Source organism: Vibrio frigidus, assembly GCF_042465995.1.
In the GTDB taxonomy this organism is placed as follows: Bacteria; Pseudomonadota; Gammaproteobacteria; order Enterobacterales; family Vibrionaceae; genus Vibrio.
In genome coordinates, this window is the sequence record NZ_JBCDMC010000003.1 from 292,904 (window position 1) to 308,783 (window position 15,880).

Below are 15,880 nucleotides of genomic sequence, written 5' to 3' on the forward strand. Positions count from 1 at the left end.
TCATGACGACTAATTTTTATATCCCGGAAGATCACGCACCATTACCACCGAAAGACGCTGAAGTCATCACCACAGCTTGCGACTATTGTATTGTGGCATGTGGTTACAAGGTCTATCGCTGGCCATTGGAACAAATGAATGGCGGCATGAAAGCGGACGAAAATGCTTTCGGCATTAATTTTCCAAGTGCCCCTTTACAAGCTTGGGTCGCCCCGGCTCAACATAATGTTGTGATGCATGAAGGTAAGCCACATAACATTATTGTTGTTCCCGATAAAGACACCAAAGCCGTGAACAAAAATGGTGACTCTTCAATGCGCGGGGGTCTATTGGCTCAAAAGCTATATAACCCATCGACAGGAACACGTGACCGATTGACTCAGCCTCTCGTTCGTATCGGGGGGACCTTACAGCCTGTACCGTGGGACTTCGCACTCGATATTGCTGCGGAAGTAGGAAAACATGTCATTGATACTCATGGCTCAAATGCCTACGGTGTCAAAACATATTCTTATCAGTATATTGAGAATACCTATGCCATCACTAAGTATGCGCTAAGACATGTCAATACTGCTAATTTCACCTTCCATGACACACCATCGGATGTCACCTCTACCCCGGGTTTTCGTGATGCGGGTTTCGATAATTTTGGACCAAGTTACGATGATTGGGGTGCAGCCGATACGCTGATGATCTGTGGCACCGACCCTTACGAAACAAAAACCATTATTTTCACTCAGTACATTATGCCAGCCGTACAACGTGGCATGAAAACCGTGATACTAAATCCTCGTGAAACAGCAGGAATTGCTTGGCTGAAAAAACAGGGTGGCTTACACATTGACGTCAATCCTGGTTCGGACAACCTTGTTATTGGCGCTATTCTCCGAGTAATTTTGGAGAACGGTTGGGAAGATAGCGAGTGGATTCAGAACTGGGTAAACAACAAATGGGAATCGAGCTCTGGCTTTGGTCAAGGTACACGTAATACACCGTGGCAGTGGAGAACAACGTGGGGCAAATTTCAAACCGATGGCTTTGAAGGTTACAAAAAATGGAACCTTGAGCAGAAAGAATATGACCCAATATACGCAGCTGGCATGGCCGGTGTTGATGTAGATAAGATCTACAAAGCCGCAGAAATGCTCGCCAAACCAGTTAATGGAGTACGACCAAAGGCCTCTATCGGTATAGAAAAAGGCTTCTACTGGTCAAACAATACCGGTAATACCAACGCTATTTCTTCTCTGGCTACCGTTATTGGTACCGGTGGACGTGAAGGCAGAGTCATCGGTCGATTTGGTGGCCACCAACGTGGTGGACAATCCGGAGGTAAACTACCGCGAAATAAATCGCCTGAGAAAGTACCTGGCAGACGCCGTCGTGCTATCGATACCGACCGCTATACCTATTCTGGTCATACGCGCTTTGCACATGTTATTGGTACAACATGGATTCAAGCGATGTGTGGTAGCCAAGGACTTCAGAAGAAGTTTTGGGAGCTAACGGTCGCTAACCCGCATCAGGTTTACTCTCATGACAAACAAGAGATCATCGATACTCTGAAAAAAAGAGCCGATTCTGGTGGCATGGTGGTGATCAACCAAGATATCTATCTGCGTGACCCCATTGGTGCTAAATTTGCCGATATTGTATTTCCAGCCGCAACCTGGGGCGAAGTTGACTTTATGCGCGCCAATGGCGAACGCCGTCTTCGTCTTTATCAAAGGTTTGCAGATGCGCCTGGACATGCGAAACCAGATTGGTGGATCATATCTCAACTCGCCACACGAATGGGATATGACGGCTTTGATTGGAACAACTCAAACGACGTAGCAGAAGAAGCCTCTCGCTTTAGCCGAGGTAGTCGTAAAGATTTCCATATGATCAAAGTTGCCGCTCATGCAGAAGGGAAAACCTTACATGAGAAACTACGTGAATACGGAACAGACGGAATCCAAGGACCCGTTTTCTACAATTATGATACGAAAGAGCTTGTTGGTACAAAGCGACTGCATGATACCGAAATGTCGATGGAATCATTAGCAGAAAAGGGCTTAACCAATGGTCCACAAGGTGCGAATGTACTGAAAAAGCAATTAACTGCTTTCAACAGTCAAACCGGTAAAGTGAACCTACAGAAACACCCTTGGGATCTGTTTAGCGATTTCTATGCTTGGTTACAGCCAAAAGAAGAAGAGCTCTGGTTCTCTAACGGACGGATCAATGAGATCTGGCAGTCCGGCTTTGATGATGTAGAAAGACGTGCATATGTGATGCAACGTTGGCCTGAAAATTGGGTTGAAATTCATCCTGATGATGCAGCAAAGCGGGGTATTGAATCTGGTGATCAGGTGATGATGTATTCAAACCGAGTCGCTAACTTTAAAGACACGATTCTTGGTGTACATGGCGATGATTTCCAGTTTAGTAAATTGATGGAAAATGGTCATATTAAGCTGGATAAAGCCGCCGTAACCGCCGTCGCGATAGTAACCCCCGCCGTGAAGAAAGGGGTGTTATACGCCAATATGATTGACATGCGTCAGCCGTCAAATGCCTTGACGACACGAGTTGTCGACCAGATTAGTGGCAACTACAACTATAAGATGGGCGTCGCTAACATTAAGAAACTAGGCGAATCCAAATACAAGAGCGAGTTCCGTGCATTCTCATTCGCACCACGTAATATTGTGTAAGGCGATCGACACCAACAAGTCCGTGTCACTGTCTCCCTCTAAGAAAACGGGGGCGACAGTGAACGACTGGATACGATGAGTCGCAAATAATTAATTTCAACCTCCTTGCCTCTCTTCGTTCAAGGAATTCAATAAAAGGACGTATTTATGTTTAAAAGCAGTGCGCTATTGTGTGCAGGTTTACTATTTGGTTTTGCCTCTACGGCTGTTGTTGCCGGTGATATTGAAGCTGGAAAAGCAAAATCGGCAACCTGTTTAGCCTGTCATGGTGCGAACGGTATATCGGTCGTTGATCTTTATCCAAACCTTGCTGGACAAAAGAAAGCCTACTTGATGAAGCAGATTAAAGCGTTTAAGAGCGGGGATCGTAAAGACCCGACAATGACTGCGATGGTTGCTGCACTCAATGATGCGGATATAGAGAATCTAGCGGAATACTATTCCAGTATGAAATAACATCAAATGGCAGGAAGTGTTCGGTATGAGCACTTCCTGTTTTTTATTCAGAGCATTTTAATCTCACAGTTGGAGGGATTTCATTTAGATATAACCCATTTAAATATGGTAGCATTCCATCAGATAAGTCATATATTAAAAGAATTATGGATCAGCAATCAGAAGCACAAAGAAGACAATACTTTCGTCTTAGATACCCAAAGAGCGAACGACCAAGAGCAAAAATTCTTGATCGAGACTTTTTCATCTGTGAAATATCTGAGCAAGGAACACGTATTCTGTTTACTAATTCACATCCTGTCTCACGTGGTGTCATCATTAAGGGAACCATACGCTTTCATGATGGCGTCGAGATTCCTATTGAAGGACGTGTTTTAAGACTTGATGATAACGAATTAATTGCTAATCTTACAAAAGGTCCCGATCTAAAACGTATGACAGCAGAACAAATTTACCTTCGTAAAAAGTATCCTGGACTATTTTCTAAAACAAAAGATTTTTCTTTTGTAAGATAATCTTAGTTTCCTCGGTCTGCTGTAATAATTAAACTATTTAGATTACTTCCTGAGACCGCGAAATTGATCTTATATAGATGAATGACATGGCTGCAAAATTAATGTCATGCACTGTTCATCTATATCTAACCTTCAAGTCGCATAAATGAAACCTAGTATTCATAAAATCTCAGAAAGTTAACCCGTATTCTGAGGTGATTATGCAAGCAGTCCAGCAACTAACAAGCCCGTTTCGTCTCCCACGTAAAACCCCTTTTGGTCTGGGTGAGTCTCTTGCTGAGTGGGCCACAGGACTAAGTACATTAAACAAAATTTATGCTCAACGTCCTGTCGGTTGTAATACTCAAGAATTTTTACGTTTCGCGCTCGACGAGCTCGGTATTGATTACAAAGTGATGCGAGGTTCACTCAGTAATGTACCGTCATCTGGTGCTACCGTAGTCGTTGCAAACCATCCTTTAGGTTGCGTAGAAGGGGTTATATTAGCCGAGTTGCTACTCTCAATACGTACTGATGTTCAAGTTCTAGCTAATCAATACCTTAAAACCGTTCCCGAACTAGACGAACTATTTATAGGCGTCGATGTTTTTGAAACACAAGACGCAAAACGTTCCAATATGCGAGCACTTCGCTCGGCCAATAAGCATCTCGCCAATGGCGGATTATTGTTGATGTTTCCGGCTGGTGAAGTTTCCCAATTGGTTGATAGTAAAAAAGGTAAGCTTGAAGACAAAGAGTGGAGTCGTTCGGTTAGTTCACTTATACGGAAAAACAGAGCCGTTACTGTGCCCATGTTTATTAATGGCCAAAACTCCAAGCGTTTTTATATGGCTGGTAAAATCCATCCTTTGCTAAGAACATTGATGTTAGGTAGAGAACTTCTAAATAAAAAAGAAGAGGTCATCTCCATCGCAATAGGCGATGTTATCAAGTATAAAGAAGTGAATAACCTTGATGACAAAAAGTTAGTTAATTATCTCAGGCTAAACACTTACTTATTAAATAGAAACATCCAGTCTAAGATTGAAGCGGCACCTGACTTAAATGGCAGCATGCCTGTCGCCGATGCTTTACCTTACGAAGCGATTCAATTGGATTTAAATAATCTACCAGAAGAAGCACACCTGCTCACCAATAAGGAATTTGACGTTTATTGTACCAGAGCTCAAAACATTCCTAGCTTAATGCATGAAATAGGGCGACTACGTGAACTGAATTTTCGTCAAGTAGGAGAAGGTACTGGTTTAGATCTTGATCTGGATAAGTTTGATGAAAAATACCTCCAACTCTTTGTTTGGGACAGAGAACAGCGCCGGCTTGTTGGGGCATATCGCTTGGGCTTAGTTGATGAAGTCACTATCGATAAGGGCGTTGATGGGCTTTATTCCACAACGCTATTCCATTATGACCAACGATTTTTGGACAGAATGAATAACGGAAAGGCGATAGAAATGGGTCGATCTGTTATTGCTCAAGAATATCAAAGAAGCATGAGTGCACTTCTTCTTCTTTGGAAAGGTATTGCTACGTACGTTCAACGCAACCCTCAGTATACTCATTTGTTTGGACCCGTTAGCATAAGTAATGACTACAGCCATGAGACACGTCAGTTATTAGCAGAAACCATGACGCTGCATCATTATGATATCGAAAGCGCGAAATGCGTAAAGGCGTCTAACCCTCTGAAGAGTCAAGGCGCCTCTTGGAACACTAGTCTACTTACCGCGCTTGGCGATCTACAACTGCTGTCTAGAGTGATTGCCCGAATGGATACAGGCAAAGGCGTCCCCGTTTTACTGAGGCAGTACTTGGGTTTAAATGGTAAGTTGGTATGTTTTAATGTTGATCCCGCCTTCAACGATGCACTTGATGGGCTTATTGTGGTCGATCTGCGTAAAGTACCGAAGAAAACCTTAGGCCGTTATATGGGCTTTAAAGAAAGTGAACACTACTTATCTTCACATGGCGTAAACGTAGAGTAATCTAACCCCATTATTATTCTCACAAACCGGTAATGCTGTTCGCTTAAGGTTACCGACCCCTGTTACCTCCACTAAATCTACATCATCTCCACTAAATCTACGTCATCTCCACGAAAGTGGAGATCTAAACCCACCCAGGTTCCCGTTTTCACGGGAAAGACGAGGGATTTGAGTGCTAACCGAACAGCATTACACAAACGTGGGAATAGACTTATTCAACTATTATTATTTTCATTACCTATTTCTACTAATGCATGATTGAACTTGGTGTCATATTTTGTATGTTCATAATCTGAATCACTGAATCAGCATTATATTTAGTCAGAATTCGCGTTTTATAGGTACTGATCGTCTTCGCACTTAATGAGAGTAACTCTGAGATTTTCTGATTCGAATAGCCCTTCAACAAATAGTTATAGACAACCGATTCTCGCTTTGAGAGCGTCACCGTCTCTTTAGCCTGATTTAGGTCCTCTTTAAAGACCGAATAGCCTCTAGAAACGGCCAATATAGCGTCTTTGATTACATCTGTATTTTCCGATTTCGAAATGAAACCATTCGCACCAACCATTTTCGCGGTTTGGCTAACCATTGAATGATCATTATTGGAGATAAAGAGCACTTTGCCCAAGAATTCCCCTGCTTTAGCTCGTCGTACAAAGTCGAAGCTGCTCGATGTTTTTAATTCTGTATCGAGAATAATGAGGTCAATATCGTTTTCTCTGACGATCTGTATTCCACGTTGTGCATTATCCGAAATACACACGTTTGTCTACTGAAATGTTTTTTCAACCAAAGCAGTTAACGCTTCACAAACTAACGGGGAAGTACCCATAATCAAAATATTCTTCGAGTTCATATTATCATCTCTCTATTTTTAATCGTTTTGAGAAATCCATGCTCACTCATTTCCTATGGGAACAATGTACGGTATTTTTTTTGGAATGTCTGGAAGGTCATTCTTTCCAAAAAGGAAAGTCCGACAAAAGAAGAGGATAGAGAAAGACAAAAACTCGGTGTACAAATCGACGACTTTGTTTGTGAGCGTTCGGATCAAATAGAGATAATGGTTGAGGGTTTCGTTGCTAATTTTCCGGATTTAACGTATTTAAAAGTATCGTTTTCACCTGTTCGAAAAAATGATTGCCTCGATTTCCCACATACTCATATAGTGATAATTCAAGTATGACCGACTCTTTATACTCCCCAAAGGTATTTGGATTAACGATATGAACCTTGCTATTAATATTCTGCCTAAATTTATCAATCTGATAAGAAAATAAACCGATAGCACAAGGGGTTGATTCTGAATGACTCAACATAATATTATTTGCATAACCGATGTCTTCTATCTCTGTTAAATCTTTGCTGTTGAAAGGGATATTATGGCGAACAAGCTGTTCTTTGATTGGCATCTGATTTGAATTCCATCCAGGGACATGTTGTTTCAACACACGGTATTGAATACAATCTTCCCAACTCGTGACCTTATGGTCATTTGGTATGGCTAGATTATAACAGGATTCCAATATAATGGTTTGGTAACACAATTTTGAGCTATTTTCGAGCGATGGACCAACGGCGAAATCAACTTCCTTTAAAGCAATTTTATCCGGAGTATTACTGTTCCAACTGACAATATTGAACCTAATGTCAGGAAAATATCGGCTCAACTGAGAATAAAGCGCATTGCCAAACAGACTGAGATCAATCGGAAGTAAACTGATAACCACATGCCGATCAGTCTCAAACGCGTTTTCAATCGCTTCTTCGATGACGGCGTCAAGCCCAGCAAGTTTTATTTCAATCTTAGGCGCAAGCCATTCTGTAAATGCGGTTGGTTCAAGACCACTGGCATGACGAACAAATAGCGGGTCATTAAAACCGTCTCTCAGCTTGCTCAACATCTTGCTTACTGCACTATCGGTACGACCCAATTGCTTGGCAACTAAAGATAAGCTTCTATGTTTGTAAATTAATAGATAAACATGTAGTAGATTATAATCAATCTTCTTAACTGCATCTGACATTTCAACATTCTCTTTACCATTAACATTTATATAACGATGACTACAATTTATATAAACGCAGACATTATGCAATATCTAAAATATAGACTGTTCGTCAACTTGATGTAAAAAATGTTTCATTAATGACTTCGATCCGCCACTTTTTTCAAAATGTGATGAATGTGCCTTTGCCTTTCCATATTACATTAGTTGAATTACCCGCTTGTGAGATATAGTTAGAATAGTTTATATATCAGGGCATTTTCATGAATCAAGAACGCATTTTAAGCATCGTAACCGATGCCAATCTTTCTCCTAAACAAAAGACAAATCTATTAGCATTGGAAGCGGAAGGTAGCCTTGCCTATGTTCCTTTGTCGGCACAAGCACAGTTAGCACTTGATGAAGGTGTTCTCTGTGACATGTTTGAAGGCAATGCGCCATTTAAACCAAGATATGTCTTACCTGACTATGGCATGTTCCTTAAACAAGGTTCTCGTTATCTAGAACTCGAACCTGCATCGACTCTAGATGAAGCGCTTAATCTGCTAACGATCATCTATCATCATGTGCCATCTGTTACCTCGATTCCTGTCTATTTAGGTCAGCTCGATGATATATTACTGCCATATGTAAATGACTTATCAGAACAGCAAATTTATCAAAAGATTAAACTCTTTTGGATCATGCTAGATAGAACGTTACCTGATGCGTTTATGCACGCGAATATCGGTCCAACAGACAACATCATATGTAGAACCATTTTAAAGGTCGATGCCGAACTCAAGCAGATAGCGCCAAACCTCACCTTTATGCACGACCCTGCGATTACACCAGATAGCTTACTTCGCCAAGCTACCGCGAATATTTGTGAATGCAGCAAACCACATGTAGCTAACTATCCTATGCACGCTGATTTCTTCGGTGAAAAGCGGTTTGGCATCGTGAGTTGCTATAATTCGCTCCCCTTAGCTGGCGGTGCAAATACACTCGTACGAATGAATTTAAAAGAAGTCGCGGCTCGTTCTAAAGATAGAGAAGAATTTCTCTCTATTGTATTACCTGAATATTGTCAGGTTATGTTTGAGATCATTGAAGCTCGTAGTGCCTTTTTACACGAAAAGTCCAACTTCTTTGGCAGTTTTTTGGTCGAAGAGAAACTCATTGATGAAGATAGATTTGCACCAATGTTCGGTATCTTTGCGATGGCAGAAACGGTAAAAATCTTGCTGGACAAAGAAGGCATTAACGCAGAATACGGCCATGATGACATAGCGAATCAACTTAGCTATACGATCTCTGAGACCTTGGCTAAAATCGTTGAATCGACACCCGTAAAACATGGTTATCACGGACGAGCGCTTCTTCACGCTCAGGCAGGCATTAGCTTAGATACCGGAGCAACGCCTGCGACTCGAATTTCTTATGGCTTTGAACCCGACCCGATTACGCATATCAAAGCGACCGTCGGTCACCATAAGTTTTACCCTTCTGGTATTAGCGATATTCTCACTATAGATGAAACCGTAAAATCAAACCCTGAAGCTATGTACAATTTGTGTAAAGGTGCTCTAGAGCTAGGGATGCGAGAGTTTACTGCGAATGTATTTTCCAATGACCTGGTTCGAATTACCGGCTATATGGTTAAGATGTCAGATATCGCAAAATACAAACAACAAGGCTCTCGAACCAATACCACCTTCTTAGGTTCTGAAGCCGCCGACAACACTGAAATGCTGAATCGAAAACCGAGAGTGCTCAGTGCTGAAATGAACCCGATTTATCAAAAATAGTCTAAAACGTGAATATTGATATACAGCCTGCGAGCCAACTTCGCACCGCTAAGGTAAGTAAAATACTTACTTTTTCGTGTGTTGATGGCCCAGGTAATCGATTGGTGATATTTTTCCAAGGCTGCAACTTTAATTGCGCGTCATGCCATAATCCTCATTCTATTGCTCACTGTAATCATTGCGGTGAGTGTGTGGCTGAATGCCCGGATAACGCATTGACATTGAATGCACAGATCCAAGTAGTTTGGCATGCCGACAAATGCACTGGTTGCGATAAATGCATCGATATCTGCTCTTTTCAATCGTCTCCCAAAATTCGCGACTACAGTCTTAACGAATTATTGACGATCATTAAAGACAACCACCTATTTTTGAATGGCATTACTGTTTCTGGTGGAGAGGCAAGCTTACAACTTCCTTTCATCATTTCACTATTCAAAGCGATTAAAGCCGACCCTATACTTCAAAATCTCACCTGTTTTATGGATAGCAACGGCACTTTATCAGAACAAGGTTGGAATAAGATTTCACCTTACCTAGATGGTGCGATGATCGATCTAAAAGCGTGGGATAGCTCAGTGCACGAAGCGCTGGTCGGTAGAAATAATGCGGCTGTATTTCGGTCTATAGATCTGTTGTCCTCCGCAAATAAACTACATGAAGTACGCCTTTTAACTATCCCTAATCAGACGGATTATGTCTCAAACATTGACGTCTTAACCACCTATCTCAATCGGTTGCCAAACGACGTCATTATCCGCCTAAATGCATTTCAACATCATGGCGTGACTGGTGAAGCTTTGCATTGGAGTACCTGTGGTAAAGAAGAGATCGTTGCCTTCAAGCAACTTTTACAAAAATCCATCCCTCACCACATTATGATGCCACCTGCTTTTAATTAACTATTCTAGCCTCTGCATTAGTTTTGAGCATGAGATAGTTACCAATAAAAAGTAGGCGTAGAAAAAATATTTTAGAAGAATGTTTATTTAGGATTCAGGTTTACGAAATTGCCATTGTTACATTTAAGTATATTATTACTAATATCAAAAAAGACTTCCTAAGAAGCCCTTTTTATTTGTCCTCAATAAATAACATATCATCATGCTCTAAAAGCTCAATGTCACCATAGTCGACTAAATTTGTTAGCTCTCGTTTACTGTGCTCAATATGTTCTATCATGGCTTGTTTCGCTAAAACTGGATCTCGTTTCTGTAGCGCTGCAAAGATTTTCCTGTGCTCAGCAAGCCAATTTTCTTTCAATGGCGTGTCGTGTAAATACTTTTTATTGAGTTGTTGCCAAAGTGGGTTCTCGGTCCGAACAATATTCCATAACCGATTAGCGGTATCAATTAGCATACGGTTTTGTGTCGCTTCAGCTATACACAGATGGAATTCACGATCTAATGTTTCGAATTGTTTGCTGTCAGCAAATGAGTTTTCTTGACGTTGGATGATACTTCTAAGCTGACGCAACTCACTAAGTTTAATGTTTTTAGCGGCGAATTCGACAATACTAACCTCTAAAACAAAGCGAGATTGAAGAAGCTCAAATGGCCCTACATCATTGATGTTTGCCGTATCTTCTACTTTTATACGTTTCTCATTATCCGTATTTTCTTTGAAGAAAATACCCGCACCTTTTCTTACTTCAACCAAGTCTTTAAGTTCAAGCATTATGATAGCTTCGCGTATAGTAGCCCGACTTGTTTCGTATTGCTGACTCAAATCTCGTTCTGATGGTAGACGGTCACCTGCTTTAAAAAAACCAGAAAACAATTGCTTCTCTATTTGTAACCCAATTTCGTAGTATCGTCGTCTAATCAATTTTTCTTCTGTCATGCTAGGCTCATAAATTAAATTGTTGTACAAATATTAAAGTGATGATAATTGATCTAATTATCATCACTTTAATATTATCATACAATAGAAAATAAATCCTTCAATCATCAAGGCCTGATCTAACTGAACCCCCATTGATACGGGGGTCCGAGAAGAATTCATACCGTTTACATAATTAAACCAGCAAGCTCAGGTAACGTCATTGAAATCGCAGGAATGTAGGTCACTAACATTAAGACTAAGAATATGACTAAGAAAAATGGCAATAACGTTTTAATTACTGAATCTATACTGATACCGCTTATCTTACAGCCAGTGAAGAGAATTGGCCCAACAGGTGGCGTTATCGTTCCCAACGACAAATTAAACACCATCAAGATACCAAATTGAACTGGATGCATACCTAATCCCATACAGATAGGTAGGAAAATCGGCGTAAAAATCAGTACCGCTGGGGTTGGATCCATGAATGTTCCAATGAACAATAATACAACATTAATGATCAACAGAATTAATATTGGGTCACTCGTAAATGATAATAATGCATCCGCAATCATCCCAGGAATCTGAGTAAATGCCATAACCCAAGACATAATTGATGACGCCCCAATCATAAAGATCACGATCGATGCCATTTTTGCGGTATCTAAGAAGATAGTTGGCAGATCTTTAACTTTCAATTGTCGATAACTGAAGCCTAAAATCATCGAATAAACAACAGCAATAGCTGATGCTTCTGTAGCCGTAAATACGCCACCTAAAATTCCACCAATAACCACTACGATCAAAGACATACTTGGAATTGCGTCGATAGTTACCTTGACGCATTCATTCAAGGTCATCGAGTTCTTGCTTATATAACCTCTACGTTTGCCCATAATACCGGCGACTATCATTACTCCAAGTCCCCACAACAAGCCTGGAATATAGCCACCCATGAACAATGCTGAAACGGAAACACTACCAGCAACCGTTGCGTATACTATTAGTGCGTTACTTGGTGGTATCAACATACCGGTTGGCGCTGAAGCAATATTTACTGCCGTGCTAAATTTTGGGTCATAACCTTCTTGCTTCTGAATTGGGTTCATTATGCCACCGACAGCAGCACAAGACGCGACACCGGAACCACTAATAGAACCAAATAGCATATTGGATACGACGTTGGTTTGTGCCAATGGAGCAGAAAAGCAGCCGCTAACAATCTTGGAGAAGTTTATTAACCGTATGGCAATGCCACCGTTATTCATGATATTGCCGGCTAATATAAAGAATGGTATAGCAAGCAGAGCAAATGAATCTAACCCAACAAACATACGTTGTGCGGATGTTGTTAATGCACCATTGTAAGGCAGAATAACCGTCATTGCCGCGAACGACGAGATTCCAACACTAATGGCTATCGGAGCCCCTAGAACCAATAAAACCACAACCCCTATAAACATTACTAATGAGGCGGTAAATGCCATGTCCATTAGATATTACCTCGCTCTTCTGACGGCTCATTTTTCAAATCAATAAGTTCGTTAATAAAGGTTACTTCATGATAAAGGAAATAAAACAACATGATTGCACCTGATATAGGAATAGCAGCGTAAATGACACCCATTGGTATTTGTAACGCGGAATCCATCTGCCACATCTGACGTACTGAACTGCTATACCCGCCACTAACCATTACTGTATAAGCAAAAACAACGACGATTAATTCAATAATCATTTCAACAATAATGCGTAATTTTTTATTAAATTTATCTTTAATAAATGTGATGGCCATATGTTCTCTTAATCCAAACACATAAGCACCACCAAATAAAACCAACCAAATAAACAAATAACGAGATGCGACTTCACTAAACGCACTCGGATTGTCAAAAATATAACGAACAACTACTTGGTATGTAACTAATAGTGTCATTATCCCCATAATGGAAATTAGAAAGACTGAAAGGGCTTTGTCTATTCCGAACTTAACTTGTCTTAAGCCTAGAAAAAGGCCATTAAATTTATCATTTCGCATATAATTCTTATCCTGAAATGAAGTTATAAGGCCAGCGATTCTCTGACCTTATCTTCTATTAATTATTGCAACGCAACAATTTTTTTATACAACGCTTTTTGTTCTGCTGTTTTAATTAATTCTTGTTGGAGAGGGATACATGCTTCACGGAATGGCGTGATATCAACTTCATTGAACGTTGCACCTTTATCTTGTGCTGCTTTCTTTGAAACGCTGATTTGTTTTTGCCACAAGTCAAACTCTACTAGAGTGCTCTCTTTTGCTAGACTTTCAAACGCTGCACGATCTTTGTCTGACATTGAATCAAGAAAATCACTGCTTGCCACGACGAGGTCTGGAACCATCAAGTGACGGGTTGCAGAATAGTAAGGTGCAACTTCATATTGTTTTAGATCGAAGTAGGTAATTTCGCTGTTTTCCGCACCATCAAGCACACCTTGTTGAATGGCTGAATAAACTTCACCTTGGCCCATAGGTACACCTTTACCACCCATGCATGAAAGGGTTTTTATCATCGTATCAGATTGCATTACACGAATTTTTTTACCTTTCATGTCGGCAACGGTATTGATTGGTCCTTCTTTATTATACATGCTGCGCGCACCGCCAGTGTATGCCGCTATAACTTCAAAGCCCATAGGTGATGTTTCTTTGAATAACTCATCTAGAACACTAGAAGTGAATACTTTTTGCTGATGGTCATAGCCACTGTAAACATACGGTAGGCTGAGAATACCAAATTTGCTGTTGTAATTTTCTACAAGTGGATTAGCAACAACAGCCATTTGGATCGCACTATTTTGAACAAGCTCTAATGATGCACGCTGATCGCCAAGAAGTTCATTGGGAAAGATATTCAATGTATAGCGGCCATCTGTTGCTTTAGTGAATTTTTCACCAAAATCTGCAAGCGCTAAAAACTGTGGGTGTTTATCCGATTGGTTAAACGCGACTTTAATTTCTGATGCGGCATTGGCCACAGACGAAAGACCAAGTGCGCTGACTAAAGCGGTGGCGATGGTTAGTACTTTAAATTTGGACATTATTTACTCCGTTACTATTAGTAGGATAAAGTTTCATTTTTGATATGTTTACTATATTTATCGAATTTCGTTCATATCAACAAAATCCATGTCATCGAATGTGAGGTTCTCGCCTAGCATTCCCCACACAAAACTGTAATTTTGTGTTCCACAGCCTGAATGAATAGACCAACTAGGTGACAACACCATCTGGTGATTACGAACAACAATATGTCGTGTTTCTTTTGGCTCTCCCATGAGATGGAAAACGACTTGTTGGGGTTTTATATCGAAATAGAAATACGCTTCCATACGACGTTCATGGGTATGTGGTGGCATTGTATTCCATACACTTCCTGCCTTTAGTGCAGTAACACCCATAGATAATTGAGACGTAGGCAAAACATCAGGGTGAATGTATTGATTAATACATCGCTCGTTTGCATTCTCTTTATCGCCTAAATGAATCACTTTCGCTTCATTTTGGTGAATAATTCTGGAAGGATGAATATGATGAGATGGTGCACTGATGGCATACAATAAAGCAGGGGAGTCATTGTCAACAGAACCAAACACGACATTCTCATTGCCTTGTCCGAGATATAATGCATCCATATTCTCTAAAATGTATGTTTCATTCTTCGTCGTAATTTTAGCTTTACCACCAAGATTAATCATTCCGAACTCACGACGTTGTAGGAAGAAGTCAGTACCGAAATCTTTATTATTAATAAAGTCATCCAGAGCCAATTCATTACTCTTAGGTGATACTCCCATAACAACAATGCGGTCAATGTGGCTGTATACCGTCACAATGTCATTATCTTTAAACATTTTCTCAGTTAGCAATTCATCACGAAGACGAGTAGTGTCGTATAATTTGGCGTCTACAGGGTTGCTATTATAATTAATATGCATCTAATACTCTTTATTTACGTTAGTTACGTATCCATTAAAAATCTGTCGCATTAACTTAGTTCGCTAGTGAAGCATTTAAATCAAATTATCAAACCAACAATACTTAAAAATAATAACGACTCATTTAGTTCAAAGGACCGAAGATGGTATTTTTAAAATGGCTTTTTTTATTGCCATCGGCTTATCATTACTTGCACAAAGTGGACGATGTGCTTGGTTTGGATAAAAAATCACGAAATCGCCATCTTGAAGCTTAATAAATTGTTCGTTCTCGACATTATCAAAGAACATTACGTCATTCTCCAACTCAACCAATTTAAGTGCTTCTTCTGAAATGATGTTTGAATAGCCATATACTTCTTCGCCACTCAATAGAATTTGAATATCAATATATTGCTTGTGAATTTCAGATTTTCTTAGTGCTCGTGGCTCCGTTTCACCGTCTACAAGCATAACAAATACACCATCATCACCAATCATGTACTTACCAAGATCATTGTTTTCAGATAAAGCGATAGCTTCATTGATCCAATTAACAAATTTTTCAGACATGTATGGTACGAGATCTAATTTTTTTACATTTCCAAATAACATATATCCTCTCCCTTAAAGCGCCTATTACTC

14 protein-coding genes are annotated in these 15,880 nt (G+C 40.3%); 6 read left to right on the top strand and 8 right to left on the bottom strand.

All coding sequences use genetic code 11. The features are described 5' to 3' along the window. Positions 1-2: 2 nt before the first annotated feature. The 4 genes from AACW90_RS07005 (at position 3) to AACW90_RS07020 (ending at position 5,652) form a co-directional block, all read left to right on the top strand. A complete protein-coding gene (locus AACW90_RS07005; protein WP_390232651.1) occupies positions 3-2,699 on the top strand; it encodes a molybdopterin-dependent oxidoreductase in 2,697 nt (898 codons plus the stop codon). Between the two features lie 147 nt (positions 2,700-2,846). Then, positions 2,847-3,155, top strand: a complete 309-nt coding sequence (locus AACW90_RS07010; protein WP_390232653.1) for a c-type cytochrome — start codon at positions 2,847-2,849, stop codon at positions 3,153-3,155. Between the two features lie 146 nt (positions 3,156-3,301). Further along, positions 3,302-3,670: a PilZ domain-containing protein gene (locus AACW90_RS07015; protein ID WP_390232655.1), complete on the top strand. Its 369-nt coding sequence runs from the start codon at positions 3,302-3,304 to the stop codon at positions 3,668-3,670. Between the two features lie 200 nt (positions 3,671-3,870). Beyond that, a complete protein-coding gene (locus AACW90_RS07020; protein ID WP_390232657.1) occupies positions 3,871-5,652 on the top strand; it encodes a bifunctional lysophospholipid acyltransferase family protein/GNAT family N-acetyltransferase in 1,782 nt (593 codons plus the stop codon). A gap of 247 nt (positions 5,653-5,899) precedes the next feature. Here the strand turns inward: AACW90_RS07020 and AACW90_RS07025 are convergent, their stop codons facing one another. Both AACW90_RS07025 and AACW90_RS07030 read right to left on the bottom strand, forming a co-directional pair. Next, positions 5,900-6,418: a LuxR C-terminal-related transcriptional regulator gene (locus tag AACW90_RS07025; protein ID WP_390232658.1), complete on the bottom strand. Its 519-nt coding sequence runs from the start codon at positions 6,416-6,418 to the stop codon at positions 5,900-5,902. 319 nt (positions 6,419-6,737) lie between these two features. Beyond that, positions 6,738-7,682, bottom strand: coding sequence for a LysR family transcriptional regulator (locus AACW90_RS07030; protein WP_390232660.1), 945 nt, complete (start codon positions 7,680-7,682; stop codon positions 6,738-6,740). Between the two features lie 245 nt (positions 7,683-7,927). Between AACW90_RS07030 and AACW90_RS07035 the strand changes: the two genes are divergently transcribed. Together AACW90_RS07035 and AACW90_RS07040 are read left to right on the top strand one after the other, a co-directional pair. Then, the gene (locus tag AACW90_RS07035) at positions 7,928-9,454 is read left to right on the top strand and encodes a YjjI family glycine radical enzyme (RefSeq protein WP_390232661.1); all 1,527 of its coding nucleotides are present in this window, start codon (positions 7,928-7,930) and stop codon (positions 9,452-9,454) included. 14 nt (positions 9,455-9,468) lie between these two features. Further along, positions 9,469-10,356, top strand: coding sequence for a YjjW family glycine radical enzyme activase (locus tag AACW90_RS07040; protein ID WP_390232894.1), 888 nt, complete (start codon positions 9,469-9,471; stop codon positions 10,354-10,356). A gap of 172 nt (positions 10,357-10,528) precedes the next feature. On the opposite strand, the gene AACW90_RS07045 is transcribed toward AACW90_RS07040, so the two are convergent. The 6 genes from AACW90_RS07045 to AACW90_RS07070 form a co-directional block, all read right to left on the bottom strand. Further along, positions 10,529-11,296 carry an FCD domain-containing protein gene (locus tag AACW90_RS07045; protein WP_390232662.1) on the bottom strand — a complete coding sequence of 256 codons (768 nt, stop codon included), beginning with the start codon at positions 11,294-11,296 and terminating at the stop codon, positions 10,529-10,531. Positions 11,297-11,463: 167 nt separating this feature from the next. Further along, positions 11,464-12,771 carry a TRAP transporter large permease gene (locus tag AACW90_RS07050; protein WP_390232664.1) on the bottom strand — a complete coding sequence of 436 codons (1,308 nt, stop codon included), beginning with the start codon at positions 12,769-12,771 and terminating at the stop codon, positions 11,464-11,466. Beyond that, complete coding sequence (locus tag AACW90_RS07055; protein WP_390232666.1) at positions 12,771-13,316, bottom strand: TRAP transporter small permease; 546 nt, start codon at positions 13,314-13,316, stop codon at positions 12,771-12,773. The genes AACW90_RS07050 and AACW90_RS07055 overlap by 1 nt, the downstream gene beginning before the upstream one ends. Positions 13,317-13,378: 62 nt before the next feature. After that, positions 13,379-14,359: a TRAP transporter substrate-binding protein gene (locus tag AACW90_RS07060; RefSeq protein ID WP_390232668.1), complete on the bottom strand. Its 981-nt coding sequence runs from the start codon at positions 14,357-14,359 to the stop codon at positions 13,379-13,381. A gap of 57 nt (positions 14,360-14,416) precedes the next feature. Then, positions 14,417-15,256, bottom strand: a complete 840-nt coding sequence (gene kduI, locus AACW90_RS07065; RefSeq protein WP_195704384.1) for a 5-dehydro-4-deoxy-D-glucuronate isomerase — start codon at positions 15,254-15,256, stop codon at positions 14,417-14,419. Positions 15,257-15,385: 129 nt separating this feature from the next. Beyond that, positions 15,386-15,850, bottom strand: a complete 465-nt coding sequence (locus AACW90_RS07070; RefSeq protein WP_390232670.1) for a NanQ anomerase/TabA/YiaL family protein — start codon at positions 15,848-15,850, stop codon at positions 15,386-15,388. Positions 15,851-15,880 lie beyond the last annotated feature (30 nt).

Coding starts and splice junctions, on each gene's coding strand:
- AACW90_RS07005 (WP_390232651.1), top strand. CDS start 3: ATGACGACTAATTTTTATATCCCGGAAGATCACGCACCATTACCACCG.
- AACW90_RS07010 (WP_390232653.1), top strand. CDS start 2,847: ATGTTTAAAAGCAGTGCGCTATTGTGTGCAGGTTTACTATTTGGTTTT.
- AACW90_RS07015 (WP_390232655.1), top strand. CDS start 3,302: ATGGATCAGCAATCAGAAGCACAAAGAAGACAATACTTTCGTCTTAGA.
- AACW90_RS07020 (WP_390232657.1), top strand. CDS start 3,871: ATGCAAGCAGTCCAGCAACTAACAAGCCCGTTTCGTCTCCCACGTAAA.
- AACW90_RS07030 (WP_390232660.1), bottom strand. CDS start 7,682: ATGTCAGATGCAGTTAAGAAGATTGATTATAATCTACTACATGTTTAT.
- AACW90_RS07035 (WP_390232661.1), top strand. CDS start 7,928: ATGAATCAAGAACGCATTTTAAGCATCGTAACCGATGCCAATCTTTCT.
- AACW90_RS07045 (WP_390232662.1), bottom strand. CDS start 11,296: ATGACAGAAGAAAAATTGATTAGACGACGATACTACGAAATTGGGTTA.
- AACW90_RS07050 (WP_390232664.1), bottom strand. CDS start 12,771: ATGGACATGGCATTTACCGCCTCATTAGTAATGTTTATAGGGGTTGTG.
- AACW90_RS07055 (WP_390232666.1), bottom strand. CDS start 13,316: ATGCGAAATGATAAATTTAATGGCCTTTTTCTAGGCTTAAGACAAGTT.
- AACW90_RS07060 (WP_390232668.1), bottom strand. CDS start 14,359: ATGTCCAAATTTAAAGTACTAACCATCGCCACCGCTTTAGTCAGCGCA.
- kduI (WP_195704384.1), bottom strand. CDS start 15,256: ATGCATATTAATTATAATAGCAACCCTGTAGACGCCAAATTATACGAC.
- AACW90_RS07070 (WP_390232670.1), bottom strand. CDS start 15,850: ATGTTATTTGGAAATGTAAAAAAATTAGATCTCGTACCATACATGTCT.